This window comes from Pseudomonas sp. MLB6B, assembly GCF_054508135.1.
The window spans coordinates 1,756,184-1,779,300 of the sequence record NZ_CP199313.1 but is presented as its reverse complement, the minus strand read 5'-3'; the positions used below and the strand labels follow the sequence as shown (position 1 = coordinate 1,779,300).

24 protein-coding genes are annotated in these 23,117 nt (G+C 65.3%); 8 read left to right on the top strand and 16 right to left on the bottom strand.

The features are described from left to right. Window positions 1-93: 93 nt before the first annotated feature. Window positions 94-1,020, bottom strand: a complete 927-nt coding sequence (locus ACSMEV_RS07680; RefSeq protein WP_459207890.1) for a LysR family transcriptional regulator — start codon at window positions 1,018-1,020, stop codon at window positions 94-96. Between the two features lie 154 nt (window positions 1,021-1,174). Between ACSMEV_RS07680 and ACSMEV_RS07675 the strand changes: the two genes are divergently transcribed. Then, entirely contained in the window at window positions 1,175-1,630 is a 456-nt protein-coding gene (locus tag ACSMEV_RS07675) for a universal stress protein (protein ID WP_459207889.1), read from the top strand. A 20-nt stretch (window positions 1,631-1,650) separates the two neighbouring features. Here the strand turns inward: ACSMEV_RS07675 and ACSMEV_RS07670 are convergent, their stop codons facing one another. From ACSMEV_RS07670 to ACSMEV_RS07655, 4 genes are read right to left on the bottom strand one after another with little or no spacing between them, the layout of a single operon-like run. Continuing rightward, window positions 1,651-2,511: an efflux RND transporter periplasmic adaptor subunit gene (locus tag ACSMEV_RS07670; protein ID WP_459207888.1), complete on the bottom strand. Its 861-nt coding sequence runs from the start codon at window positions 2,509-2,511 to the stop codon at window positions 1,651-1,653. Window positions 2,512-2,520: 9 nt separating this feature from the next. Further along, the gene (locus ACSMEV_RS07665) at window positions 2,521-2,721 is read right to left on the bottom strand and encodes a DUF1656 domain-containing protein (protein WP_413048807.1); all 201 of its coding nucleotides are present in this window, start codon (window positions 2,719-2,721) and stop codon (window positions 2,521-2,523) included. Next, window positions 2,711-4,888 carry an FUSC family protein gene (locus tag ACSMEV_RS07660; protein WP_459207887.1) on the bottom strand — a complete coding sequence of 726 codons (2,178 nt, stop codon included), beginning with the start codon at window positions 4,886-4,888 and terminating at the stop codon, window positions 2,711-2,713. The genes ACSMEV_RS07665 and ACSMEV_RS07660 overlap by 11 nt, the downstream gene beginning before the upstream one ends. Continuing rightward, complete coding sequence (locus ACSMEV_RS07655) at window positions 4,885-6,450, bottom strand: efflux transporter outer membrane subunit (RefSeq protein ID WP_459207886.1); 1,566 nt, start codon at window positions 6,448-6,450, stop codon at window positions 4,885-4,887. The genes ACSMEV_RS07660 and ACSMEV_RS07655 overlap by 4 nt, the downstream gene beginning before the upstream one ends. Window positions 6,451-6,589: 139 nt before the next feature. On the opposite strand from ACSMEV_RS07655, the gene ACSMEV_RS07650 reads away from it, so the two are divergent. Beyond that, complete coding sequence (locus ACSMEV_RS07650) at window positions 6,590-7,537, top strand: LysR family transcriptional regulator (protein WP_296264553.1); 948 nt, start codon at window positions 6,590-6,592, stop codon at window positions 7,535-7,537. Window positions 7,538-7,606: 69 nt separating this feature from the next. Then, window positions 7,607-8,581 (top strand): 2-hydroxyacid dehydrogenase, encoded by a 975-nt coding sequence (locus ACSMEV_RS07645; protein ID WP_459207885.1) that lies wholly within the window; start codon window positions 7,607-7,609, stop codon window positions 8,579-8,581. A 263-nt stretch (window positions 8,582-8,844) separates the two neighbouring features. Here the strand turns inward: ACSMEV_RS07645 and ACSMEV_RS07640 are convergent, their stop codons facing one another. From ACSMEV_RS07640 to ACSMEV_RS07615, 6 genes are all read right to left on the bottom strand, one after another. Beyond that, on the bottom strand, window positions 8,845-11,241 hold the full coding sequence (locus tag ACSMEV_RS07640) for a TonB-dependent siderophore receptor (RefSeq protein WP_459207884.1): 2,397 nt from the start codon (window positions 11,239-11,241) through the stop codon (window positions 8,845-8,847). A 126-nt stretch (window positions 11,242-11,367) separates the two neighbouring features. Continuing rightward, the gene (locus ACSMEV_RS07635) at window positions 11,368-12,348 is read right to left on the bottom strand and encodes a FecR family protein (protein WP_459207883.1); all 981 of its coding nucleotides are present in this window, start codon (window positions 12,346-12,348) and stop codon (window positions 11,368-11,370) included. After that, complete coding sequence (locus ACSMEV_RS07630) at window positions 12,345-12,920, bottom strand: RNA polymerase sigma factor (RefSeq protein WP_459207882.1); 576 nt, start codon at window positions 12,918-12,920, stop codon at window positions 12,345-12,347. The genes ACSMEV_RS07635 and ACSMEV_RS07630 overlap by 4 nt, the downstream gene beginning before the upstream one ends. 4 nt (window positions 12,921-12,924) lie before the next feature. Then, the gene (locus ACSMEV_RS07625; RefSeq protein WP_459207881.1) at window positions 12,925-13,251 is read right to left on the bottom strand and encodes a DUF3325 domain-containing protein; all 327 of its coding nucleotides are present in this window, start codon (window positions 13,249-13,251) and stop codon (window positions 12,925-12,927) included. Then, a complete protein-coding gene (locus tag ACSMEV_RS07620) occupies window positions 13,251-14,834 on the bottom strand; it encodes a PepSY-associated TM helix domain-containing protein (protein WP_459207880.1) in 1,584 nt (527 codons plus the stop codon). Before ACSMEV_RS07620 ends, ACSMEV_RS07625 begins: the two co-directional genes overlap by 1 nt. After that, window positions 14,831-15,136 (bottom strand): DUF3649 domain-containing protein, encoded by a 306-nt coding sequence (locus ACSMEV_RS07615; RefSeq protein ID WP_459207879.1) that lies wholly within the window; start codon window positions 15,134-15,136, stop codon window positions 14,831-14,833. The genes ACSMEV_RS07620 and ACSMEV_RS07615 overlap by 4 nt, the downstream gene beginning before the upstream one ends. Before the next feature lie 284 nt (window positions 15,137-15,420). Between ACSMEV_RS07615 and ACSMEV_RS07610 the strand changes: the two genes are divergently transcribed. Together ACSMEV_RS07610 and ACSMEV_RS07605 are read left to right on the top strand one after the other, a co-directional pair. Next, on the top strand, window positions 15,421-15,771 hold the full coding sequence (locus tag ACSMEV_RS07610; RefSeq protein WP_459207878.1) for an HPF/RaiA family ribosome-associated protein: 351 nt from the start codon (window positions 15,421-15,423) through the stop codon (window positions 15,769-15,771). A gap of 133 nt (window positions 15,772-15,904) precedes the next feature. Further along, window positions 15,905-16,201 (top strand): DUF3509 domain-containing protein, encoded by a 297-nt coding sequence (locus tag ACSMEV_RS07605; protein ID WP_459208306.1) that lies wholly within the window; start codon window positions 15,905-15,907, stop codon window positions 16,199-16,201. Here the strand turns inward: ACSMEV_RS07605 and ACSMEV_RS07600 are convergent. Then, entirely contained in the window at window positions 16,190-16,492 is a 303-nt protein-coding gene (locus ACSMEV_RS07600; RefSeq protein WP_459207877.1) for a hypothetical protein, read from the bottom strand. The two genes, ACSMEV_RS07605 and ACSMEV_RS07600, sit on opposite strands and share 12 nt — an antisense overlap. A 204-nt stretch (window positions 16,493-16,696) precedes the next feature. Further along, window positions 16,697-17,620, bottom strand: coding sequence for a LysR substrate-binding domain-containing protein (locus tag ACSMEV_RS07595; protein ID WP_459207876.1), 924 nt, complete (start codon window positions 17,618-17,620; stop codon window positions 16,697-16,699). A gap of 116 nt (window positions 17,621-17,736) precedes the next feature. Here ACSMEV_RS07595 and ACSMEV_RS07590 point away from each other — a divergent pair, with 116 nt between their 5' ends. Then, entirely contained in the window at window positions 17,737-18,627 is an 891-nt protein-coding gene (locus tag ACSMEV_RS07590) for an aspartyl/asparaginyl beta-hydroxylase domain-containing protein (RefSeq protein ID WP_459207875.1), read from the top strand. Next, entirely contained in the window at window positions 18,624-19,493 is an 870-nt protein-coding gene (locus ACSMEV_RS07585; RefSeq protein ID WP_459207874.1) for a DMT family transporter, read from the top strand. Before ACSMEV_RS07590 ends, ACSMEV_RS07585 begins: the two co-directional genes overlap by 4 nt. An 18-nt stretch (window positions 19,494-19,511) precedes the next feature. Here the strand turns inward: ACSMEV_RS07585 and ACSMEV_RS07580 are convergent, their stop codons facing one another. Then, complete coding sequence (locus ACSMEV_RS07580) at window positions 19,512-19,949, bottom strand: phosphate-starvation-inducible protein PsiE (RefSeq protein WP_296264526.1); 438 nt, start codon at window positions 19,947-19,949, stop codon at window positions 19,512-19,514. A gap of 358 nt (window positions 19,950-20,307) precedes the next feature. On the opposite strand from ACSMEV_RS07580, the gene ACSMEV_RS07575 reads away from it, so the two are divergent. Next, window positions 20,308-20,574, top strand: a complete 267-nt coding sequence (locus ACSMEV_RS07575) for a YebG family protein (RefSeq protein ID WP_296265316.1) — start codon at window positions 20,308-20,310, stop codon at window positions 20,572-20,574. A 54-nt stretch (window positions 20,575-20,628) separates the two neighbouring features. Here the strand turns inward: ACSMEV_RS07575 and ACSMEV_RS07570 are convergent, their stop codons facing one another. Further along, complete coding sequence (locus tag ACSMEV_RS07570) at window positions 20,629-21,834, bottom strand: MFS transporter (protein WP_459207873.1); 1,206 nt, start codon at window positions 21,832-21,834, stop codon at window positions 20,629-20,631. 157 nt (window positions 21,835-21,991) lie between these two features. Next, a complete protein-coding gene (locus ACSMEV_RS07565; protein ID WP_459207872.1) occupies window positions 21,992-23,023 on the bottom strand; it encodes a Glu/Leu/Phe/Val dehydrogenase family protein in 1,032 nt (343 codons plus the stop codon). Window positions 23,024-23,117 lie beyond the last annotated feature (94 nt).

Sequence of the window (23,117 nt, the reverse complement as noted above, 5' to 3'; positions counted from 1 at the left end):
TGATGCTGGGCAGTCTAGAAAGATCGAATGCTTACGAAAACTGACTTATCGGCAGTTTTACTTTGCGTACGACGCAATCGGCCAGCGTTGGTTTCAGACCCACTGGCCCTCGTCACCCATCTCCATCTGGCAACAAGCCTTGAGGGTCTGGCGCAGCCAGCGATGCGCCGGGTCGTTGTGGTAGCGAGGATGCCAGGCCTGCATCACCGTCACCCGCTCCATCGGCAGCGGAATGTCGAAGGCCCGTAGCGGCAGGTCGAGCTTGTTGACGCTGGCGAGAATGTTGGCCGGCATCGGCAGGATCAAGTCGGAATCGGGCAGGGAAAACATCGCCGAATGAAAGCTCGGCGTGATCAGCGCCACATGCCGTTGCACCTTGTGCAGCGCCAGTTCCGCGTCGATCGGACCGTTGGCGCGGCCGCGGCGCGAGACGCTGATCTGCGGGTAGGCGGCGAAGCGTTCGGGGGTGATCGGGCCGTCGAAGATCGGGTGCTCGCGCCGGGCCAAGCCGATGTAGAGGGTGTGGAACAGGCGCTGCACCTTGATCTCCGGGCCCAGGTCGATGCTCGAACTGATCAGCAGATCGGTGCGCCCGTCGCGCAGCACCGCGTCGTCGTCCTGGCCGCCTTCGGGTACGAAGCGCAGCACGGTGCGCGGCGCCTGCTCGTGCATCATGCGCAACAATTGCGCGCCATAGAGGGCGATGAACAGGTCGTTGGTGCGGATGTTGAAGGCGCGGTCCAAGTTGGCCAGATCGACGCTCTCGGCACTGCGAAACACCTGGCCGGCCTGCTCCACCAAGTGGCTGACCTGCTCGCGCAGGGCCAGCGCCCGTGGCGTCGGCACCAGGCCGCGCCCGGCACGCACCAGGATCGGGTCGCCCAGCGCCTCGCGGATGCGCCCCAAGGTACGGCTCATGGCGGCAGGGCTCAGGTTCATGCGTTGGGCCGCGCCGACCACGCTGCCTTCGTCAAGCAAAGCGTCGAGGGCGACCAACAGGTTCATGTCCGGCAGTGGCATCGGGTAATGTCCGCGAAGGCTGTGGGAAACGGTGATCTTAACAGCTGGCATCCGTGCGCCAGACGCAATCGGCTCGTGCGTGCCAGGGGCTTTATCCGCGGGCCGGCAAGCGTCGAGAATGCAGGCCTGCCCTTCCACCGCCGAGGAAATCCCCATGCCGCGCCCAGTCCTGATCGCCATCGACGCCTCCCCAGCCCGCCGCGCCATCCTCGAATTGGCCCAACGTTATTGCCGGCCTGCGGAGCAAACGCTGCACATCCTGCTGGTGATCGACCCCAGCTTTGCCGTGCACGCTGCGCCGGCCGGCTACACCGAACAAGAGCGCGACCAGTACCCGGCCGCCTGCGAAGAGCAGCGACTGGCCGAACAGGCCGTGGCCGAGGCGGTCGAAACCTTGCGCGCGGCAAGCTTCGAGTGCCAGGGGCGCACCGTGCCGGGCGTGCCGGTGGAGGCGATTCTCGACACAGCGCGGACGCTGGACTGCGAATTGATCGTCATGGGCCATCGCCATCTGTCGCGGTTGGGCCGACTGCTTGATCCGTCGGTCAGCGCAAAGGTGATCGACCAGGGGCAATGGCCGGTGCTGGTGGCACCGATGCAGGCCCCCTGAGCCGGTCGACCGCGCCTGCGTCAATCGTCGAGCCCCTTGACCACCACGGTACAGGTGGTCCCCGCCGCCAATAGATACCCCTCCGGCACCTGGTCGATATGAATCCGCACCGGGACCCGCTGCGCCAACCTCACCCAGTTGAAGGTCGGGTTGACGTCGGCCACCAGCTCGCGGCTCTGCGGGTTGTCGCGATCGTAGATGCCACGGGCGATGCTCTCGACGTGCCCACGCAGGCGCTCGCCGCTCATCATCTGCAACTCGGCCGGATCGCCCACCTTCACGTGCGGCAGTTTGGTCTCTTCGAAGAAGCCATAGACCCAGAACGACTGCTCGTCGACCACCGCCATCACTGCCTCGCCCGTGCGCGCGTAGTCGCCGCGGTGCACGTTGAGGTTGGTCACGTAGCCGTCGACCGTGGCCAGGATGCGCGTGCGCGCCAGGTTCAGCTCGGCGGCGGCGAGCTGGGCCTGGGCCTGCTGGTAGTCGGCCAGCGCGGCGCCGGCGATGTCGCGGGCGTCGTCGCGGTTCTCCTGGGAGATCACCAGGTTGTCCAGGTCGGCGCGGCGCCGGGCGTTGACCTGGCGCATCTGCCAGGTGGCCTTGCGCGAGGCCACCAGTGCCCTGGCTTGGTCCACCGCCACCTGGTAATGGGCCGGATCGATCTGGATCAGCAGGTCGCCTTTCTTCACCCGCTGGTTGTCGCGCACCGGCACGTCCAGCACGTAGCCCGGCACGTCGGCGGCGACGTTGATGATGTCGGCGCGTACCCGGCCGTCGCGGGTCCAGGGCGTGGTCATGTAGTCGACCCACAACTGCCGCCCGATGAACACGGCGGCGGCCAGCACCAACAGGGTGGCGATCAGGCTGTAGAACTTTTTCATCGCAGGTGCTTACCCATAGACGGTCAGCGCCAGGGCGCCGAAGAGACAGACGAACAGCGACAGGCGCAGCAGCGCCGGATGCCAGAAGAAGCGGTAGCCATCGACGCTGGCGATGAACCGGTCCAGGCCCCAGGCCAGCCCTGCGGCGAGCAGGAACAGCAGGGTCAGGGTCGGCAGGTACAGGCCGTGGAAGGCGATTTCACGGGGCATGGTCGAGTCCTGGGGCGGGTGCCAGCGGCGATTGGGGGTCGAGGAGCGAGGTGCGGATGAAGTGCAGGTAGCTCTGCACCCGCCGCAGCACCGAGGTGTCGAAATGCCGAGCGAATGGCTCGTCGGTGGCCTGCACGCGGCTGATGGCGTGGTCCACGGCCACCAGCGCCCGCGCGTGGTGGCTGGCGCTCGGTTGCAGGAACAGGCGCGCCAGGGCCCGGCCCATGACGCGGATGGCCTGGCGCCAAGGCTGGGTTTCGGCGTAGGCCGGGTGCACCGGGGCCTGCGCCTGTTCCTTGCGCAGCTCGATGATGGCGTGGCCGATCTCCAGCACTGCGAACATCCAGCGCACCAGCTCGCCCTGCACCTTGGGCGTGCCGGCGGCCAGGCCATAGGCTTGGTGCAACAGGTCGCGGGTGCCGCTTTCGAAGGCCGAGCCCAACCCGCGCAGACGCCCACCGAGGGCGAACAGCACCTGTCCGCGCAGGTCGTGCTCCAGGCGCAGCCACAACCAGCGGCTGTTGGGCGGCAGAACGATCGCCCCCGCCGCCGCGCAGACCAGCATGCCGATGACCATGGCGATGTAGTCGTTGACGAACACGTAAGGGTTGTACTGGGTCAGGTTGTTCGGCACCGAACCTGTGGCGAAGAACACCAGCAGGCCGATGCCATAGCCGGCATAGGCCGGGCGCGAGGAGAGGAACGCGCCGAGCACGAACACCGGCGCGAGCACCAGGCAGAGCAAGGCGAAGCCGTCGATCCACGGAAATACGAAGAAGGTTTCGAAAAAACCGATGAACGCCCCGAGCAAGGTGCCGCAGGCCATCTGAAAGGCCATGCGCTTGGGGTTGGGCGAGGCCGCCGAGAGCCCGGCGGTGACCGTGGCGATCAAGGTCATCATCGCGCCGCTGGGCCAGTCGCTGAGCAGCCAGTAGCTGCCCAGCAGCAACAGCACCACCGCCGAACGTACCCCGGCCGCCGCCGAGACCCACCAGGTGGTACGGGCCACGAAGGGTTCGCGCCACTGCTCGCGGGCGTGCTTGTGGGCCGCCAGCGAGGCGTGGGTCTGGGCGTAGTTGTAGAGGTCATCGATCAAGCGGTAGAGCAGCTCGAAGGCGGTATGGAAATCCAGCAGCTCGGCTTCGCTGGGCGCACTGGCCAGGAACGCGGCGCGCAGCTCGCGCACCTGCTGTTGCAGGCCGTCGCGGTAGGCGGCCAGCTCCAGGGTCAGGCGCAGCGCGTCGGCATCGGTCAGCAAGCGGTTCACATAAGGTTCGAACAGCTCGATCAGGCTCGCCACACCCGGCGCGAGCGCCGCGTTGATCGGTGCCGAGCCCTGCGCGCGCAGGCGTTCGAGCAGGCGGTAGAGGGCGTTGAAGCGCGTGGTCACGCCCATGAACTCGCTGTTCATGCGCACCAGCCGGCCGCTGCGCCGGCGCATGTGTGGGTCTTCGAAGGCGGTGACGTTGCGCAGGCTCTCCAGGCCCACGGCTTCGGCCACCAGGCGCACGCTGTTGGCTTCGAAGTCGGCCGGTGCGTTGCCGCCGCGCAACGCTTGCACGGCCACCCCGGCGAATACGCCGAAGCGCTGGTACAGGGCGTTGCGCAGGGCCGCGCTGGACGACTGCGGCAGGATCGCGGCGCTGACCGCCGTGGAGACGAGGATGCCCAGGCCGATTTCCAGCACCCGCCACACCGCCGCCAGAAAGGCCTGGTCGGGGTGTTCGAGCACTGGCAGACCGGTCATGGCCGCGGTGTAGCCGGCCAGCACGAAGCCGTAGGCCTGGAAGGTGCGGTAGCGCATGGCGCCGGCCGCGCACAGGCCCACCCACAGCGCCAGGCTGGGCAGAAACAGCTCGGTGTTCTGTGGGAACAGCGCCATCAGCAGCACCATCATCGCCGAGCCGGCCAGGGTGCCGAGCACACGGTAGAAGCTCTTGGCGAACACGTGCCCGCTCTGCGGCTGCATGACGATGAACACGGTGATCATCGCCGTACGCGGCTGCGGCAGCTCCAGGCGCATGGCCAGCCACAGAGTCAGGAAGGCCGCCATCAGCACCTTGAGGATGTACACCCAGGTCACGCCGTCGGTGCGTGCCCAAGTGAAGAAACCGCGTCGCCACTCCAGGCCCTGGAGGCGGTGCCAGGCCAGGCCCACGGTGCTCATCGCGCGGGCCCGCCGCGTTGCCCCAACGCCAGGGCGGCCGGTAAAGAGGGCGCCGCTTCGCGCGAGGGGTCGGGGGTGTCTTCGCCAGCGTTCAGCCCGCCGCCCAAGGCCGTGGCCAGTTCGGCGTGCACGGTCAGGCGCGCGGCCCAGACCTGCTGTTCGATCTGCTGCTGGTGCAACAGCAAGGTCTGCGCGTCGAGTACGTCCTGGTAACCGGTGAGCCCGCGCTGGAAGGCCACGGTGGCGATGTCGTAGGTGCGCTGGGCGGCGGCCACCGATTCGCCGGCCAAACGCGCCTGGGCCTGCATCGACTCGCGGCGGATCAGCTGGTCGGAAATGGCTTTCAACGCCTCCACCAAGGTCTGGTCGTAGTGCGCCACGGCCAGGTCGTAGCCGGCCGCCGCCGCGCCAAGCTGCGCGCGCAGGCGGCCGCCGTCGAACACCGGCAGGCTCAGCGCGGGCCCTGCCTGATAGGTGCGCTTGCGCGCGTCGAACAGGCTCAGGGCGGCGCCGCCGGTGGCCATGAAGCCGAGGTTGGCGAGCAGGTCGATGTTGGGCAGGAAATCTGCATGGGCCACGTCGATGCCTCGCGCTTGCGCGGCCACCTGCCAACGGCTGGCGACCACGTCCGGGCGCTGGCCGAGCAGTTCGGCCGGCACCCGCGACGGCAGCGGCAAGGGCGCGGCCAGAGCCAGGGTCGGCCGTTGCAGGCGGGCGCCCTGCCCCGGACCGAGGCCAGCCAGAGCCATCAACTGATTGCGGGTCAGGGCCATGGCTTCGTCGAGGTCGTCGAGCTGACGGTGGATTTCCGGCAGCGGCGCCTGCGCCTGGCTGACTTCCAGGTGGGTACCCATGCCAGCGTCAAGGCGGCGCTGGGTCAGGGCCAGGATCTGTTCCTGGCGGGCTAGCTGGCGCTCGACGATGTCGCGCTGCGCATAGTGCAGCGCCAGCTGGATATAGGTTTTGGCCACGTTGTTCTGCAATTCCAGCTGCGCCTGTCGGGCTTGGGCGGCGCGCTGGTGGGCGACGTCGAGGGCCTGTTCGCTGGCATTGCGCTCACGGCCCCAGAGGTCGAGGGAATAGCTCAGGCCAAGGCCGGCGTGGGTGTCCCAGGTGCTGGCGCCGGACAATCCGCCGGGGCCGTAGAACTGATCCTGCGGCCAGCCGTGGCGGTTCAGCGCGGCTTCGGCGTTGCCCTGCACCCGCTCGGCCGACTCGGCAACACCGGCCAGCGCCTGGGCCTGGTGCAGGCGCGCCACGGCGGCGGCCAGGCTGGGGCTGCCGGCCAGGGCCTGGTCGATCAGACGGTCGAGCTGCGGGTCGCCATAGGCTTGCCACCAGCGCTGGCGGGGCCAGTGCGCATCCTGCTCGGCGCTGCGGATGGCCGCGTCGATGGCCAAGGCGTCGGGCTGCACGGGGCGCTGGTGCGGGGCGATACCGGCGGTATTGATACAGCCCGACATGTTCAGGCTGATGACACAACAACTGAGCACACGAAGTGCGCTAACGAGGCGACGCTGCACAGCGGCGATTTCCGGGGCATGGGGGGTGGGCGGCGCCATTCTAGGGGGCGGCGCGAACGCCGATAAGCGTATATTCGTGCGAATCTTTGTTACCAAAAGAGCGATAATCCGGCTTTGGTCGAAGCGCCTCCGCCGTTGCTTCATGTCACAATTTCGCCCTCAACCCCGAGAGTGACCCATGGACACCTTGCAAAACATGCGCGCGTTCAGCTGCGTGGCGCAGCTGGGCAGCTTTACCGCCGCCGCCGCCCAACTGGACACCACCACTGCGAACGTGTCGCGCGCCGTCTCCAACCTCGAAGCGCACCTGCAAACGCGCTTGCTCAACCGCACCACCCGGCGCATCGCCCTGACCGAAGCCGGCAAGCGCTACCTGACACGCTGCGAGCAGATCCTCACCTACGTCGAAGAGGCCGAAGCCGAAGCCAGCGACGCCCATGCGCGCCCGGCCGGGCAGCTCAAGGTGCATTCGATGACCGGGGTGGGCCAGCACTTCGTGGTCGATGCCATCGCCCGCTATCGGGAAACCCACCCGGACGTGACCTTCGACCTGACCATGGCCAACCGCGTGCCGGACCTGCTCGACGAGGGCTACGACGTGTCCATCGTGCTGGCCAGCGAGCTGCCCGATTCGGGCTTCGTTTCGCAGCGCTTGGGCATCACCTACAGCATCGTCTGCGCCTCTCCCGACTACGTGGCCCGCCACGGCATCGCGCAAAAGCCGGCGGAACTCGCCAAGCACGCCTGTCTGCGCATGGTCAGCCCGGTGATCGCGCTGGAGAAGTGGCTGTTCAACGGCCCGGAAGGCCAGGAAGTGATCAACGTGCCGTCCTCGCCGTTCCAGGTCAATTCCGCCGACGCCATGAAAACCGCGATCCGCAGCGGCATGGGCGTGGGCGTGCTGCCGATCTACACCGCAATCGATGGCCTGCGCGACGGCAGCCTGGTGCGGGTGGTACCCGACTACCGCTTGCAGGAGCTGAACCTGTACGCGATCTACCCGTCGCGGCAGTACCTGGATGCCAAGATCAAGACCTGGGTGGAGTACCTGCGCAATTCCCTGCCGGAAATCCTCGCCGCCCACGACGCGGACCTGAAGATCCACGAGTTGCACGTGGCCCATTGAAAAAGCGGCTGCATCGGGGTGGCGGACGATGTTAGGTTGCTAACCAATCACCCCGCAGAGAAGCCGCCCATGAAAAAAACCGTCCTGGCCTTCAGCCGCATCACGCCCGCCATGGCCGAACGCCTGCAGTCCGATTTCAACGTGATCGTGCCCGACCCCAAACGCGGCGACATCGCGGCGCAGTTCAACGAAGCGTTGCCCCAAGCCCATGGCCTGATCGGCGCAGGGCGCAAGCTGGGCCGCAGCCAGCTCGAAGGCGCGGCCAAGCTGGAGGTGGTGTCGAGCGTGTCGGTCGGTTATGACAACTACGACGTGGACTACTTCAATGAGCGCGGCATCGCCCTGACCAACACCCCCGACGTGCTCACCGAAACCACCGCCGACCTCGGCTTCTCGCTGATCATGGGCTGCGCCCGGCGCACCGCCGAACTCGATGCCTGGACCAAGGCTGGCAACTGGCAGGCCACCGTAGGGCCGGCGCAGTTCGGCAGTGACGTGCACGGCAAGACCCTCGGCATCGTCGGCCTGGGCAACATCGGCGCGGCCATCGCCCGGCGTGGACGTTTCGGTTTCGGCATGTCGGTGCTGTATGCCGGCAACAGCCGCAAGGCGGCACTGGAGCAGGAGCTGGGCGCTCAGTACCGCAGCCTTGAGCAGTTGCTGGGCGAGGCGGACTTCGTGGTCATCGTGGTGCCGCTGTCCGACGCCACGCGCAAGCTGATCGGCGCGCGGGAGTTGAAGCTGATGAAGCCCAGTGCCTTCCTGATCAACATCGCCCGCGGTCCGGTGGTGGACGAAGCGGCGCTGATCGAAGCGCTGCAAAACGGCACCATCCGCGGCGCCGGCCTGGACGTGTACGAGCAGGAGCCTTTGCGCGAATCGCCGCTGTTCAAGCTGCCCAACGCGCTGACCTTGCCGCACCTGGGCTCGGCCACCGCCGAAACCCGCGAGGCCATGGCCAACCGGGCGCTGGATAACCTGCGCGCGGCGCTGCTGGGCGAGCGGCCACAGAACCTGGTGAATCCGCAGGTGTGGAAGGGCTGACGCTCCGCGCCGGGAGCTGTAGGAAGGCGCGACGGCCATTGGGCCGGCTGTGCCGGCCATCGCGGCTGAAGCCGCTCCCACTGGTCAATGCACTCCTGGGAGTACACGTCTCCCCTGGAGTAACAGCCGGTTCGGCGCTCCGATCAGCCGCTTTGTAGGAGCGGCCGGTTCGGCGTTCCGATCAGCCGCGATGGGCGGCGCAGCCGCCCCGATTCGACCACGCATACCCTCGGCCCTGCTGCAGCGCGGCCGCTCGGGCCGTCTCAGAACTGCAGCGTAGTGGACACACTCACCTGCCGCGCATCGCCGATCGCCACGAAGTACTGGTTCACCGCCGAGCTGTAATAAACCCGGTCGAACAGGTTCTTCACGTTCAACTGCAACAGTACCTTGTGCTCATCGAGCTTGGTTTCGTAAGTGGCGAAGGCATCGGCCACCGTATACGACGGCAAGTCGAAGGTGTTGGTGGCGTTGCCCGAACGTTCCCCCACATAGCGCGCACCTGCCCCAAGCCGCAGACGATCGCCGCCGAACAGGCTGCCGTAGTCGTATACCGCCGACAGCGAGCCGCTATGGCGGGCGACGTTTTGCAGGCGGTTGCCCTCCAGGTCCGGGTCTTTGGTGACTTCAGCGTCGGTGAAGGCGTAACTGCCGATCAGGCTCCAGCGGTCGCTGAGCTGGCCGGTCAGGTCCAGTTCGACGCCGCGTGAGTTGACCTCGCCGGCATTGCTGTACAGCGTCTCGCCCGTACCGCTGTCGAAGTTGGACACCAGCACGTTGCGCTTGGTGATGTCGAACAGCGCCAAGGTGCCGGTCAGGCTGCCTGGCATGTCCAGCTTGGCGCCCAGCTCCCAGGACTTGCCCTCTTCGGGCGCGATCGAGGAATCCAGCACCAGGCCACCGCTCAGCGGCGCGATGCTGGAGTTGGGTTTGAACGACTCGCTGTAGCTGCCATAGAACGACAGCTGGTCGTCGACCTTGTAGACGATGCCGGCGTGGGGCACCCAGGACTGGCCGCTGTTGTCGGTGTTGGCGCTGAACGGGCGGCCGCGCCCGGCGTACTGGTCGTATTGCTGGAAGCGCGCACCGGCGACCAGAATCCAGTGGTCGTCCAGGTGCAGGGCGTCCTGCATGAACAGCGCATCGGTACGCAGTTTGTCGGTCTGGTCGCTGTCGCTGGCGCGGACCGTGCTGCCCTCCACTTCCCGGCCATAGACCGGGTTGAGATAGCTGAATCGGGAGCGCGCGGTCTGGCGGATCAGGTCGCCGCGAAACACCTTGCGGTCTTCGTGGTCGACGCCGAACAACAGGTCGTGCTGCATGCCGGCCAGCTCGACGTTGCCATTGAGGTGGATGATGGCGTACTGGTCGCGGCTCATGGCGTTGTGGGTGCCGTCGATGCTGCGGGTCAGGGTGCCGGCGGCCTGGTTCACGCCGGTAACGCGCACCTGGCTGGCGTCGTAGGTTTCGCGGTTGAAGCTGTAGCCCATGTGCAGCTTCCAGACGTCGTCCAGCTGGTGGTCGACTTCCAGGCGATAGAGGTCGGAGCGCCCTTCCATGTCGTTGAACGGCTCGTCCAGGCGCCGGGTGGCGGGAATGTCCAGCGGGTGGCCGTTGCTGCCGAACGCCGTGCCGCGGTCGAACGGGTAGAGGAATTCGCGGTGCTCGTAGGCCAGCACCACCTGGGTGTCTTCGCCCAGCCAGGCCAGCGACGGCGCTACCAGCGACTCGCGGTGCGTACCGAAGTTGCGCCAGTAGTCTTCGTCCTCATGGTCGACGATCAGCCGGTAGGCCAGGTCGCTGTCGCCCAGGGCGCCAGTGCTGTCGAAACTGCCGCCGCTGCCGTTCTTGCCGCTGCCGTAAGTCGAGCCGCGCACGGTCAGGGCGTTGTACTGCTCGCGTTGCGGGCGCTTGCTGACCACGTTGATCACCCCGCCCGGGTCCTGGATGCCGTACAGCAACGACGCCGGCCCCTTGAGCACTTCGACCCGTTCGGTGCTGGCATTGAGGCTGCGGCCCTGCACGATGGGCATGCCGTCGCGCATGATCGAACCGTCGCGGTTGTCGCCGAAGCCGCGCTTCATCACCGTGTCGGAGGTGCCGCCGAAGTTGTTGCCCTGGGTCACGCCGCTGACGTTGGTCAGGGCGTCGTCGAGGTTGCGCGGAGCCTGGTCGCGGATGACTTGGGCCGGTACCACGTTGATCGCTTGGGGAATGTCCTGGCTCGAACCTTGGCCGCGCATGATCGACGCGCTGGCCGGCGGTTGGTAGCTGTCGTCGTCCAGCAGCGAGTCGACGGTGGTGGCCTGCAGGTTGACGGTGCCTGCGGTATCCAAGGCTGGCGTTTCCAAAGTCAGCGTGCGGGCATCGAGGCGACGCCAGGTCAGGCCCGTACTGCCGAGCAGACGTTGCAGCGCTTGCTCGGCGCTGTAACGGCCGTCGAGCGCCGGCGCCTGGGCGCCGGGCAATTCGAGGGTGTACACCACACTTTGGCCGGTAGCGCGGCTAAAGGCGTCGAGGGCATGGGCCAGGGGCTGGGCCGGCTGGGCGAACGCATAGGTCTGCTGCTGCGCGGCGGCGCTGGCCGGGGAGGAGAATGCCGTGACCGGCAGCAGGGCGAGACCGAGCCAGAGAGGGACGCAACGCGGGGTGAACTTCATGAACGCTGACCTGTGAGAGGGCTATGACTGCGAATCAATCGCAGTTCCACTCATTACACGGATGCCGACCCGGGCGACCTCACCCGTCATTGGAAATATTTTCTGGATCTTTCGATCCGCATTGGCCTAGCGGATCAAGGTCAGCCGCCCCAACAGCGTCTGCCGCGAGAAGCCCAGCACTTGGCCAAGCGAGTCCAGCGCTCGCAACGGCTCGGCCACAGGGAAGCTGCCACTGACGGTGCGGTGCGCCAAGGTGTCATCGAGCAACAGGATGCGTCCGGGGTAATAGCGTGCTAGGTCCTCGACCACCTGCCCCAGCGGCGCCTGGTAATAGTTCAGCCAACCCTGGCGCCAGGCCAGGCGGCTATCGCTGTCGACGCGCTGCACGGTGTCCAACTGCCCTTTGCGGTAGCTCAGTTGCTGATCGGCCGTCAGTTCCTGCGCCCTGCTCCCCGGCGCAGGGCTGACGGCCACGCGCCCGCTGCTGACCGTGACCTGCGCGCCGTCCTCGAGCGCACGCACTTCGAATCGCGTGCCCATCACCCGCACCTCGCCGCCACCGGCTTCGACCCGGAACGCTTCGCCGGTGTGCCTGACCTGGAAGAACGCCGCACCGTGCAGCAAGCGCACACGGCGCTCGCCCTGGGCGAAGTCGACCGTGATCGCGCTGCCCGCGTCGAGGGTGACCCGCGAGTGGTCGGCCAGGGTGATCTGGCGGGTGGTCTGCGCAGTGCTGTAGTCGGCTTGGGTGTCCGATAGCCAGCGGCCCGGCTGCCAGCCACCGCCGATGCCCACGGCCAATACCAGACAGGCGGCCAGCGCCAGGGCCGCGCTGCGTCGCCGCCAAGACCCCTTGACCGGACGGCTCATGGCGTCGAGGTAGCGTTGCAGGCTGTCGCCCTCTTCTTCGGCCAAGCGCAGTGCCGGCGCGGCGCTGCTTCGCCAGAGTGATCGAGCCTGCGCATAGGCGTCGCGATGTCTGGGGTCGGCCAGCAGCCAACGTTTGAAGGCCGCGCCTTCGGCCCGCGCGGGCTGCTCGTTGATTCGGCTGAGCCAATGCAGGGCGGCCTGCAAATGCGCTTCGGTGATCGACGGTGATGGGCTCATCGACGGGCGCTTCCTGGCCGGCGTGACATGGACGTGGGCTCGGCGACACTCGCCTTGCACGCTTGGAGGGCGCGCATCATATGCTTTTCCACCGCGCTCTGGGACAGTTGCATGGCCCTGGCGATCTCGCCGTACTTGCGGCCGTGGATGCGGTTGAGCAGGAAGATGTGCCGGGTGCGTTCGGGCAAGGCACGCAAGGCGGCCTCGATGCGCTGCAGGTCGTGGTCGACTTCCAGCGCCTGCTCCGGGGCCAGGGCGGTGGTCGCCTCAAGCGCCGGCGCCACGGCTTCGGCCGTACGCTCGCGGCTGCCTTCGCTGCGCAGATGGTCGATGGCCAGGTTGCCGGCGCAGCGCAGCAGGTAGGTGTCGAGCGCTTCGACCTCGATCTGCGGCCGGCGCCAGAAGCGCAGGAACAGTTCCTGGACCAGGTCCGAGGCCGTGGCGCGGCAGCCGACGCGGCGGCTGACCAGTGCCTCCATGCGGGCGCGCTGAGCCTGGAACACCTGGACGAACCGCGCCCGCCCGCAGGCCGGCTCGCCGACAGGTTCGGTGCGCTCTCCCGGTTCGCTCACAGCGTCACAGCGTAAACACGGCCAACAGCGGGCCGAGCACAGCGCTGGCGGCCGCCAGGCCCAACAACAGGCGCGGTCGATAAGGCAGCACGAACACCCATGCGACCACCCCCGCCATCAACACGGCGATCCATTCCACCAGGCCGTGCGCCCAGCCGCGCAGCTGCCCCGCCAGCAACAGCGAGGCCAGCAACAGCGCCCAGCCGCCGAGGCGCAAGGCTTTGCCGTGACGCGCGTCAGGGCTGCGTTTGAGCAGCTCCTTGAAGTGCTTTTCCATGGCCAGGCACAGCGCTGCGAAGCCAGCGAAGCCCATCAGGGCGATACCGAACATCAATGCGCCTCCACTTCGGCGCCGCCGTCGCGGCGCGCGGGCAATGCTCGCGGCGCACGCTTGGCGGCGACGGTGGGCGGTGTCAGCATCTTGCGCGCGGTCCAGCCCAGGAACAGGCCGACGGCGAGCGCAGTGAGGTCGAAGCCGGCCATCGCCCAATCGCCCACCGCGAGCGAATGGTTCAGGCCCTGCCCGGTGGTCAGCCCGTTGAGCAGCGGCAGCGACGCGAAAGCCAGCGCGCCCAGCCCCAATTGCTCGGCCCAGGCGCGGCGGCCAGGGCGCAGCACGGCATGCAGCAACGACAAGGCCCATACCCCGAGAAACGCATTGACCTCCATATCGCCGCGCCCTTGCATGCCCAGCGGCAGCAAGCGGTTGCTCCAGAAGAACGCCGCCACACCCAGCAACAAACCGCTCATGCTGGCGACGTTGAGCACCTCGACCAGGCGCAGCTCGGCCGGCATGCGTGCGCGCTTGGCGTGCTTGAGCTGGCGCTTGCCTAGCCACATCACCAGGCCGGTGCCGATCACCGCCGTGCCGCCGAGGCCGAAGAAGAAGTACAGCCAGCGCAGCCAGGGCCCGGCGAAATTGCCCATGTGCAGGCCGGCGAAGCTGAACGAGGTCATCATCATGCCGCTCTCCGGCGCGCCGCTGGACAGCAACTGGCCGCTGACGCCGTCGAAGCTCCAGGTCTGGCTACGGCGGTAGGCGACGTCGTCGGACGAGGCGCGGGTGAAGCTGACCCGGGCATTCTGGTCGTTGGGGTTCTGCACCTGGACCGTGTCGAGGTGCGCGCCGGGCGCCTGTTCCAGCGCCTTGGCGTACAGCGTGGGCAGCGCAGCCATGGGCGCCACCACGCCAGCAGGGGTGACGTCGAGGTCGCGCCCGAACAGGTCGCTGAAGTAGCGGTTGGTGTCGCCGCCGTAGCTGGCCAGGATTCCGGCCGGCATGACCATATACATGAACAGCACCAGGCTGCTGTAGCTGATCATCAAGTGGAAAGGCAGCACCAGCACGCCGATGGCGTTGTGCCCATCCAGCCAGGAACGCTGCCCTTTGCCGGGGCGGAAGGTGAAGAACTCTTTGAAGATCTTCTTGTGGGTGATGATCCCGGTGATCAGCCCGAGGAACATGATGAAGGCGCACAGGGTCGACAGCCAACGCCCCCAGGGGTGGGGCATCTCCAATTGGAAATGGAAGCGATAGAAGAACTCGCCGCCGCGGCTGTCGCGTGCTTGCACCTCTTCGCCGCTGGACGCATCCAGGTCCTTGCGCATGAAGCCGCGACGGCCGCCTTCGGGCGTGCGCCAACCGACGCTGATGGCCGGCTCGCGTTCGTTTGGCAGGCGGATGAACCAGCCGTTGGCCGAGCCTGCGTTGCGTTGCAGGTAGCGTTGCGCCAAGGCCAGGCTGTTGGCCGGATCGAGGGCATGGCGCTGGATCTCCGGCTGGCTCCAGTGGCTGATTTCTTCCTTGAAATAGGACATCGTGCCGGTCAGGAAAATCGCGAACAGCAACCAGCCGAAGATCAGCCCGGTCCAGGTGTGCAGCCAGGCCATCGCCTGGCGGAAGCCTTCTCTCATGGCAGGTTCATCCAGTAGGCCAGCGCATCGATCGCCCCCAGCACCAGACTCGGCGCCAACACCCCGGCCCAGGCCTGCCAAGCGCTACGGCAGGCGAAACACCAGAGGAAGGCCAGTAGATACACGACGAACGCCAGCATCATGCCCAACAGCACGGCGTCCACCTGCGGCAGGGGCGCCAGCAGCGCCAGACACACGCTGGTCAGCGAAGCCAGCACATAGCCGCCCAGCAAGGCGGCCAGGCAGCGGGACACGACCGCCAGGCGGTAATGCAGAGGCAGACCCGTGGCTTTGGGTTTCATGGAGGAGGTCCGGGGTTTCGGGGGATGCAATAGTAATGATTTCAATTCTCATAAGCAAAGTTTGCCTGATGAGTTGCCTGTGTCGCTTGCGAAACCCCGAAGACGGTCTATGGGGTGCCCTTTGACGCCTTGGTTCGATACTAATTGCAACAGGAGATTTATTTTTCCACCAGGGTTGAATTCGACCGGGCGTTGCCTGACCTTAGAGTCAAGGGCGCAGCATTTCCCATGGCACGAACGCCGGGAGCCGCCTTTTGCGAGCCAGCTGAATAAGGATCGGAATCATGCAAATCCAGGTCAACAGCAGCAACCAGATCCAGGGCGATGTGCGCTTGGAAGAATGGGTCCGCACCACGTTGCACAGTGGTCTCGAGCGCTACGAAGACGACCTCACCCGCATCGAAGTCCACCTGAGCGACGACAACGGCGCCAAGCCTGGTCCCCACGACAAGCGCTGCCAGATGGAAGCTCGACCCAAGGGCCATGCACCGATTTCGGTCAGCCACACCGCCAACTCGCTCGACCTGGCGGTCGATGGCGCCACCACCAAGCTCAACCACGCTCTGGAGCACTTCTACGGCAAACTGCGCAGCAAGCGCCCGGTGCTCGAATTGAACGAAGACCCTGACGCGTGATCGCACGTCTCGTCTGAAAACGCCCGGCATGCCAATGCCGGGCGTTTTTCGTTGCGGCCCACAGGTCTTGGGTGGTGAACCTTCCCGGCACGACGCCGGTCATCTCCACATGTCCACGTGATAGAACATGACCATGTACAACCCCTTCGAACTGATCAACAAGGCCTTCGCCAACGACTATCGCGTCAACTTGCGCGTGGCGGGTCTGGATGGCAGCATCATGCTCACCTTGTCCGACGCGACCGGCATCGTGGCCAAACAACTGATCGCCCCGGCACAGCGCAACGATCCATGGCAGTTGCAGCGGCTGGTCGAACATATCCAGCTGGAACTGGCGACCCGTGCCGACGACACCGCCGCTGTGCTGGCAAGCCTTGCCGAACGCCTGCCACCGCCGCCCAAGCACCTGCCCCGCCCGTCAGCCCGCTAAGTCGAGCAGCGCGCGTATCGCCCTTTCGAGTTCGGCCAGGCGCAGCCTGGGTTCGCGATGCGTGTCCGCAAAACTATGGGGCTCGCGGAAAACCCCTACCAGACCTGGGTCGTAGGTCGGCTCCTGGCCCAACCTCATCCAGCGCATGACCTCGTCGACGATGGAGCGCGACGCGATCACCTGTGGCTCGATGACGTTGTTGATCTCGTTGATGTACGTGTTTTCCAGGTCCAGCCCAAGCGGTTGCAGATAGCCTTCCAGAAAGTCGATGACGTGTTCTTGTTCGTTCATGACGAATTCCTCGATTCCATACCCGACGGCCAGCGGTCGGAAAAGCCGCTGGGAGGCCGAGTCGCGGTATTGGAAAGTACTCGGGCGCAGCCGCATCTTTAGATAATCAGCACCTTGAGACGTCGAAGGCGCCTCAATGGTCGTCAGATGCACGCTCTCGAGCACCTGCGGAAAAGGAAACCATGGCGTATCGTGGTGACGGCTTCAGCCCAGACGGACGGAATCTTGCAGCACATCCATCCCCGCATCGATTGGCGCCGAGTGAGTTTCGAAACGGGAGGGCGTGGCGTTCAAACGGTGAAAGTAGCTGCGGGACACTTCCGCGAACAGGCCGATCAGAGCGTTGTGGGACTTTTCTCGACAGGCAAGCGAAATGTCCAAGCTACCCAAGGGTGGAAACCCCTGCGCTTCGTCCAGGACCCGCAGGTTTGGATCGGCGCTGCTCGGCAGCACGGCCGAGACGTAGCAACCCGTGGACAACGCGGCGATTACGCCGGCATGGCTCGTACCGTGGTAGCCGATTCGGTAGGGCTTGCCGGTGCGATTGAGGGCATCGAGCACCAGCGCTCTGTCACCGCACCCTTGGGTGAAAAGCGCCAATGGGACCGTCTCGCGCTCGAACACGTTGCTTTGTCTTGCGACGACCCAGACCAAGGGCTGCGAATAGAGCAACTGCGCCGAAATGTCCGCAGGGCAATCTTGAGTCAGCACGATGTCCAGCTCCCCAGCGCGATAACGCCTCCACAGCGCACCGCTGTAGTCGCAATGCACCTCGATTTCCATTGAAGGTAGCCGCTGGGCACAGGTTTTTACGATGTGCGGAAGATGGCATGTCGCGTAGGTATCCGAAGTGCCGATCCTGACCACGCGCGCCGTGCATACCTCGGTCAATTCGGTCACGGCGACATCGTTCCACGCCAGAATCTTCAGCGCATAAGCCAACAGTTGTTCACCCTGGGCGGTAAGTTCGAGCGTACGTCCACCCCTGACGAACAGCACCGCGCCGACCGAGCGCTCGAGCTTTTGAATCTGCTGGCTAATGGCAGACTGCACGCGACATAACCGATGCGAGGCTCTGGAAAAACTCTTGAGTTCGGCGACCGTAACGAAAGCGCGCAACTGGTTCATGTCCAAGTTCATCGCACTGCCTGCTCATCACCATCGGTGATGGCCTTTATCATAACTATTAACGACGGTAGGCCATTGCATTGCCTAGGATGAGGCGACTGCATAAGGAGCGAGCGATGGCCTCTGAAATCATAGGAACGATAAACATTGAACATTACCAACTCGGTCATGACATCGAGCGCCTCAGGTCGATCAGGAAACAGCCCGAAGAATACGACGAGTTCGGCCAAGGGCACTGGAAAAACATATCCCTTTACAATGCAACCGGCGAAGCGAGCGACACCCGCTACCGAAACGCACAGCGCTGCCTGCCTACGGAATACCTGCGCCAGTGCCCAGCCATCGCGAGGCTCATCCAAGAGCAGTTCGAGCCCACGGCTCTCAGGATGGTCCGCGCCCGCAGCCTAGTGGACGGCATCGTCATTCCCCACCGTGACTTTGTGGAGTTGGATGCAACGGTCACTTATTACCGCGTATTTCTAGCACTCGAAGACAACGAACAAGCGTTCCATTCCGATGAACAGGGCGTTTTTCAGATGCGCGCGGGCGAAGTCTGGTTTCTAGATGCCGGTATCAGCCATGCGGCGGTAAACTTTGGCCTGAACAGCCGCATGTTCCTCTGCCTGGACTTCATATACGAAGCGCACTTCGAACCGGCCGACATTTTCAAAGATCGTCGATCCGCCCACTTCCAGCGTAGCGACATCTATATCGAGCGCTTGCCGCTCCAACCCCTGCAAGAACGCGAAATCGTCGCAGCGACCGCCACATTGATCGAATGCTTCACCTTCAAGGACATCGTGTTCGCGTTATCCAAATATCACTTTCTCTATGATGTGCCTGTGGCCTCCTGTTACGACTGGATCGTCAGCGCGGCCGAACAGGCGAACAATGCACCAGTACTGGAAAAAGCGAAGACACTGCGTCGGTACCTCATCGAACACAGAGCGATGGGTGAACGCTACGCCTTGAACGACTGGACCTTCCAGGGTGGAGTCGCTCGGTGAGTGCCTTGGAAAGATATGCTCCGCTATTGTTTCTGCTGATGTGGAGCAGCGGCGCTATCTTCGTGAAGCTCGGCCTGGAGGACGCGTCGGTTTCGGTATTCCTGACGGTGCGTGCCATAGGGGCTACGCTCGCGTTGGGCGTCGTCTGTGCGGTCATCGTCCAGCGAGCGAACATGCGTACATTGCTGGTTCTGCCCAGGCCGTTGTTGTTGAGGGCCATGGTGATCGGCCTGCTGATCCAAGTGGGTTATCAGGCCGCCTATTTCCTGGCGCTCGATCAACAACTGACGCCCGGCGTATTGGCAATCATCCTGGGCCTACAGCCCATTCTGACACCTGCGCTAGCCCAAGAACGCCTGGAGCGAGCGAGCTGCTGCTACTTGGGTCTTGGTCTTGCAGGCCTGATTATCGCGATCCTCGGTGCACGCGAAGTGGGCGCTGTAACAGCGATCGGCGTTCTATTCGGGCTCGTTTCCGTACTTGCGATCAGCGCGGGCTCGGTCATGCAGAAACGCTCGGTGATCCACCCTGTCGCCTCGGCTTTTTACCAGACGCTCACCGCGTCCTGCGTATTCGTGCTTGCCCTACCCTTTACCCAAGTAGCGCTGAACGTCACCCCTCAATTCCTGGTAGCGGCCACATGGATGATTCTCATCGTGTCCACCTGCGCGGTGCTGCTGTTGTTCTACATGCTGAGCAGGAAGGCCGCGAGTCAGGTGGGGGTGCTCTTCTATTTGGTTCCGGTGGTGACCGTCGTGCTGGACTACATCGTCTTCGGCAATACGATTTCCTGGGTCACCCTTTTCGGTGCGCTAGTGATCGTCGTCGCGGTCAGGCGATTCAGCCAGGTGCATTGCCGAAAGTGAAACGTCCACACGAGCCGCTCACTCGGTCTTCTCCTGCACCGAAGGAAACCGCGCCGACGCATACCTGACCACCAGGATCGAAACCGACAACAGCACCACGCCCCCGGTCAGGTACAAGATGCCCGCATCCGGCGACTTGTGGTGTGAAACGTCGCTGATCAACAGCCGAATCAATGCCGTGACGCCGATGTACAACAAGAACCGCAGCGGCATGTGGTTGGTGCGGAAATAGATGCCGCTCATCGCCAGCAGTTCGAGGTAGATGAACAGCAGCAGGATGTCGTCGACGCTGACCTTGTCCTGCCCCAGCATGTCGATGAAGGTGTTGATGCCGGCATACACGGTGATCGCGCCGATGCCGAACAACGCCAGGTAATGGAACAACTCCACGCCCAGATTACCCAGGCTGTTGGCCCCGGCATGCAGCCGGACCCGCATTCTATCTGCCCATTTCATGTTTCCCTCTCCCCTCGAGTGCGGCCAGGAACAGCCTGCCGCAGGCATCACGCCTAAGCCATGCAGTTAAAAGGCCAGCTTCGCATTGCGAAAGGCGACCGAATGCCGCAGGCATCTGTAATGCCGCAGGCATCTGCAATGCCGCAGGGCATCCGGGAGGCGTCGGAAAATTATCGCGCGGATACGTGGCGGTTGCATGAAGGCAATCGCCGCGTATACTGTATATCGATACAGTCAATCTGTAACCGAATCACCACCCCGTTCGAACGAAGATGTCGCCAACTACCGCAGCGGCTTTCGTTGCGACCCAGGCCGCGCCGTGCCGGCGCCCCTGACATCACTGACTGAGAGGCCTCGTATGGCTGTTGAGATTCTTTACCGCAGCACTCGCGATTTGGAGACGACGTTCTTGGACCGCAAACTTGCAGATGCCCATGACCAGATGCTGGAACTGGCCGAGGTGCTTACCCAGGTCCTGGTGAAAAACGTAGCCGGGCTGGACGAGAACCTGGCCGAAGAGGCCAGTATCTTCATGGCGAAGAACCGCGCCGTATTCGCTACGGCATTCAAGAGCAATGCCGGCGCGCTGGCCGAGCTAGAGGCCAAGGCCGAAGCCGGCGAGTGATGTGGGGCGATCGAAGGGCGGGATATCAAATCTCGCCCTTCTCGTTTCCGCGGGTCAAGAAGGCGTCTGTTCGGCCGGGCTCCCGACCGTGCGGCGGTCCAGCCCGGCGGACACGGCCCAGATGGCCAACCCGCCCAAGGCCAGGCCGCAACCCACCCATCCTGGCGATGTCCAGCCATAGCCGGCCGTGAGCGCCAGCCCGCCCAGGAATGGACCGAGGGCGTTGGCGAAGTTGAAGGCCGAATGGTTGAGAGCGGCGGCCAGGCCCTGGGCGTCGGCGGCAACGTCCATCAGGCGCGTCTGCAACACCGTGCCCAGCGCGCCGCCCGAGCCGATCAACAGCACGCACAGCGAAATGGTCCACACGTTGCCCGCCGCGAAGGGGAACAGCGCCAGCATCACGGCGCTGAACACCAGCATGCCGCCGGCGGTGGCCATCAGCGCGCGATCGGCGAAGATCGGCACGATCAGGGTGCCGAGGGTCATGCCCACACCGAACACCGCCAGCACCAGCGGCACGGTGCTGTGGGAAACATGGGTGACGGCGCCGAGGATGTCGGCCAGGTAGGTGTACACGGCGAACAGCCCGCCGAAGCCGATGGCGCCGATGCCCAGCGTCAACCATACCTGCGCGTTGCGCAGTGCGCTGAGCTCGCGCAGCGGGCTGGCCGTGGGGTTGGCGGCATCGCGCGGCGCGTATAGGGTCAGGGCGAGCATGGTGCCCACACCCAGCAGCGCCACCAAGGCGAAGCTGTAGCGCCAGCCGAACAACTGGCCCAGCCAATTGGCCAGGGGCACGCCGATGATCGTGGCGATGGTCAGGCCGAAGAACATGCGGCCCACCGCCCAAGTGCGGCGATTGGGCGGCACCAGCGAAGCGGCGACCAGGGACGCGATGCCGAAGTAGGCACCGTGCGGCAGGCCGGCGATGAAGCGGAAGACCAGCATCCAGTGGTAGTCCGGCGCCAGCGCCGACAGGCCGTTGCCCAGGGCGAACAGGCCCATCAGCCCGATCAGCAGGGTACGCCGCGCCAGGCGTGCGCCCAGCACGGCCAGCAAGGGCGCGCCAACCACCACGCCGAGGGCGTAGGCGCTGATCACATGGCCGGCGGTCGGCGCGTCGATGCCCAGGTCCGGTGCGAAAAAGGGCAGCAGGCTCATGGTGGCGAATTCCGTGGTGCCGATGGCGAAGCCACCGACCGCCAACGCGAACAGCACCAGCGCCGTGCCCACATGGGGTGCGGTGTGTTGTGTCGTCATGGAAAACCTTATCGTTCGAATGGGACGCCGCAAGGCAGGGCGCGGTGCAGCAGGCGCGGCTCGAAGGCGAGCCCGAACGCCGGGGCGCGGAGTCTAAAGGCGTGCGACGCGAGCGTCCAACCAGAGCCTCCATGGGCTTCTGAGCCCAATACGGCGCTCAGGTTCCCGCGCATCCGTAGAGCAACCGCTCGGCGAGCGCCTGCGCCACCCGCGCCGGCGAGCGATTCTGCGCCTGAGCATGGCCGAACACTTCGGTGAGGCGTTCGGGGATGCGCGCCAGGTGGGCGGTGATGCGTTTAGGCGCCTCGCCACGGTAGGTCAATGCCACGTGGATCAGGCCTCCAGCATTGATGATGGTATCGGGCGCGTACAGGATGCCGCGGTTTTGCAATTGGTCGGCCACCTCCAAGGTGGTCAGCGGGTTGTTGGCCGAGCCGGCCACTGCGGCGCAGCGCAACTGCATCACGCTCTGGGCATTGAGCACCGGCCCCACGCCACAGGGCACGAACAGGTCGCAGGGCGTGCTCAGCAGTGCGTCGTGGGCTACCGGCCAGGCGTCGAATCGCTCAACCGCGCGGCGCACCCGATCGGGGTCCAGATCACTGACCAGCAATTCCGCCCCCGCCGCGTGCAAGCCTTCGGCCAATGCGAAACCCACATGGCCCAACCCCTGTATCGCCACGCGTAAGCCTTCGAGGCTGCCGCTGCCGAGGCGGGCCTGGGCCGTGGCGCGCAGGCCTGCGAGCACCCCGAGCGCAGCGACCGGCGCAGGGTCGCCGGCGGCGCGGGTGCTGCCGACATGGCGCGTGCTGCGGGCGATGCAGTCCATGTCGTCGATGGAGGTGCCGCTGTCCACCGCCACCACCAGGCGCCCGCCCAGGGTCTCGAGAAAGCGGCCGAAGGCCTGGAACAGCGCGGCGCGGTCGCCGCCCTGGGCGCCGCGCAGGATCACCGCCTTGCCGCCGCCCACCGGCAGCCCGGCCAGCGCGGCCTTGTAACTCATGGCCTGGGCCAATTGCAGAGCGTCGGCGATGGCGGTTTCGTCGTCGGCATAGGGCAGGTAACGGCAGCCGCCCATGGCAGGCCCTAACTGCTCGTTGTGGATCACCGCCACCGCGCGCAGGCCGGTCGCGGGGTCGCTCCACAGGTGCAAGGCCTGGGCGCGTGTGGCATGCATGAGCGCGAACATCGACGGGCTCCCATAAAAGGTGCAGATTCCCAGTATAGGCAGCGCCCCGCAGTGCGAACCGTCGTCGGACCACCGGCCGACCGCGCGTACCGAG

Excerpts from the sequence above, each read along its gene's own strand:
- ACSMEV_RS07590 (WP_459207875.1), top strand. The coding sequence starts at position 17,737 with ATGGCCTCTGAAATCATAGGAACGATAAACATTGAACATTACCAACTC.
- ACSMEV_RS07645 (WP_459207885.1), top strand. The coding sequence starts at position 7,607 with ATGAAAAAAACCGTCCTGGCCTTCAGCCGCATCACGCCCGCCATGGCC.
- ACSMEV_RS07595 (WP_459207876.1), bottom strand. The coding sequence starts at position 17,620 with ATGAACCAGTTGCGCGCTTTCGTTACGGTCGCCGAACTCAAGAGTTTT.
- ACSMEV_RS07655 (WP_459207886.1), bottom strand. The coding sequence starts at position 6,450 with ATGGCGCCGCCCACCCCCCATGCCCCGGAAATCGCCGCTGTGCAGCGT.
- ACSMEV_RS07660 (WP_459207887.1), bottom strand. The coding sequence starts at position 4,888 with ATGAGCACCGTGGGCCTGGCCTGGCACCGCCTCCAGGGCCTGGAGTGG.
- ACSMEV_RS07665 (WP_413048807.1), bottom strand. The coding sequence starts at position 2,721 with ATGCCCCGTGAAATCGCCTTCCACGGCCTGTACCTGCCGACCCTGACC.
- ACSMEV_RS07600 (WP_459207877.1), bottom strand. The coding sequence starts at position 16,492 with ATGAACGAACAAGAACACGTCATCGACTTTCTGGAAGGCTATCTGCAA.
- ACSMEV_RS07575 (WP_296265316.1), top strand. The coding sequence starts at position 20,308 with ATGGCTGTTGAGATTCTTTACCGCAGCACTCGCGATTTGGAGACGACG.
- ACSMEV_RS07620 (WP_459207880.1), bottom strand. The coding sequence starts at position 14,834 with ATGAGAGAAGGCTTCCGCCAGGCGATGGCCTGGCTGCACACCTGGACC.
- ACSMEV_RS07650 (WP_296264553.1), top strand. The coding sequence starts at position 6,590 with ATGGACACCTTGCAAAACATGCGCGCGTTCAGCTGCGTGGCGCAGCTG.
- ACSMEV_RS07625 (WP_459207881.1), bottom strand. The coding sequence starts at position 13,251 with ATGTTCGGTATCGCCCTGATGGGCTTCGCTGGCTTCGCAGCGCTGTGC.
- ACSMEV_RS07670 (WP_459207888.1), bottom strand. The coding sequence starts at position 2,511 with ATGAAAAAGTTCTACAGCCTGATCGCCACCCTGTTGGTGCTGGCCGCC.
- ACSMEV_RS07570 (WP_459207873.1), bottom strand. The coding sequence starts at position 21,834 with ATGACGACACAACACACCGCACCCCATGTGGGCACGGCGCTGGTGCTG.
- ACSMEV_RS07680 (WP_459207890.1), bottom strand. The coding sequence starts at position 1,020 with ATGCCACTGCCGGACATGAACCTGTTGGTCGCCCTCGACGCTTTGCTT.
- ACSMEV_RS07605 (WP_459208306.1), top strand. The coding sequence starts at position 15,905 with ATGTACAACCCCTTCGAACTGATCAACAAGGCCTTCGCCAACGACTAT.
- ACSMEV_RS07610 (WP_459207878.1), top strand. The coding sequence starts at position 15,421 with ATGCAAATCCAGGTCAACAGCAGCAACCAGATCCAGGGCGATGTGCGC.
- ACSMEV_RS07675 (WP_459207889.1), top strand. The coding sequence starts at position 1,175 with ATGCCGCGCCCAGTCCTGATCGCCATCGACGCCTCCCCAGCCCGCCGC.
- ACSMEV_RS07640 (WP_459207884.1), bottom strand. The coding sequence starts at position 11,241 with ATGAAGTTCACCCCGCGTTGCGTCCCTCTCTGGCTCGGTCTCGCCCTG.
- ACSMEV_RS07635 (WP_459207883.1), bottom strand. The coding sequence starts at position 12,348 with ATGAGCCCATCACCGTCGATCACCGAAGCGCATTTGCAGGCCGCCCTG.
- ACSMEV_RS07580 (WP_296264526.1), bottom strand. The coding sequence starts at position 19,949 with ATGAAATGGGCAGATAGAATGCGGGTCCGGCTGCATGCCGGGGCCAAC.
- ACSMEV_RS07615 (WP_459207879.1), bottom strand. The coding sequence starts at position 15,136 with ATGAAACCCAAAGCCACGGGTCTGCCTCTGCATTACCGCCTGGCGGTC.
- ACSMEV_RS07565 (WP_459207872.1), bottom strand. The coding sequence starts at position 23,023 with ATGTTCGCGCTCATGCATGCCACACGCGCCCAGGCCTTGCACCTGTGG.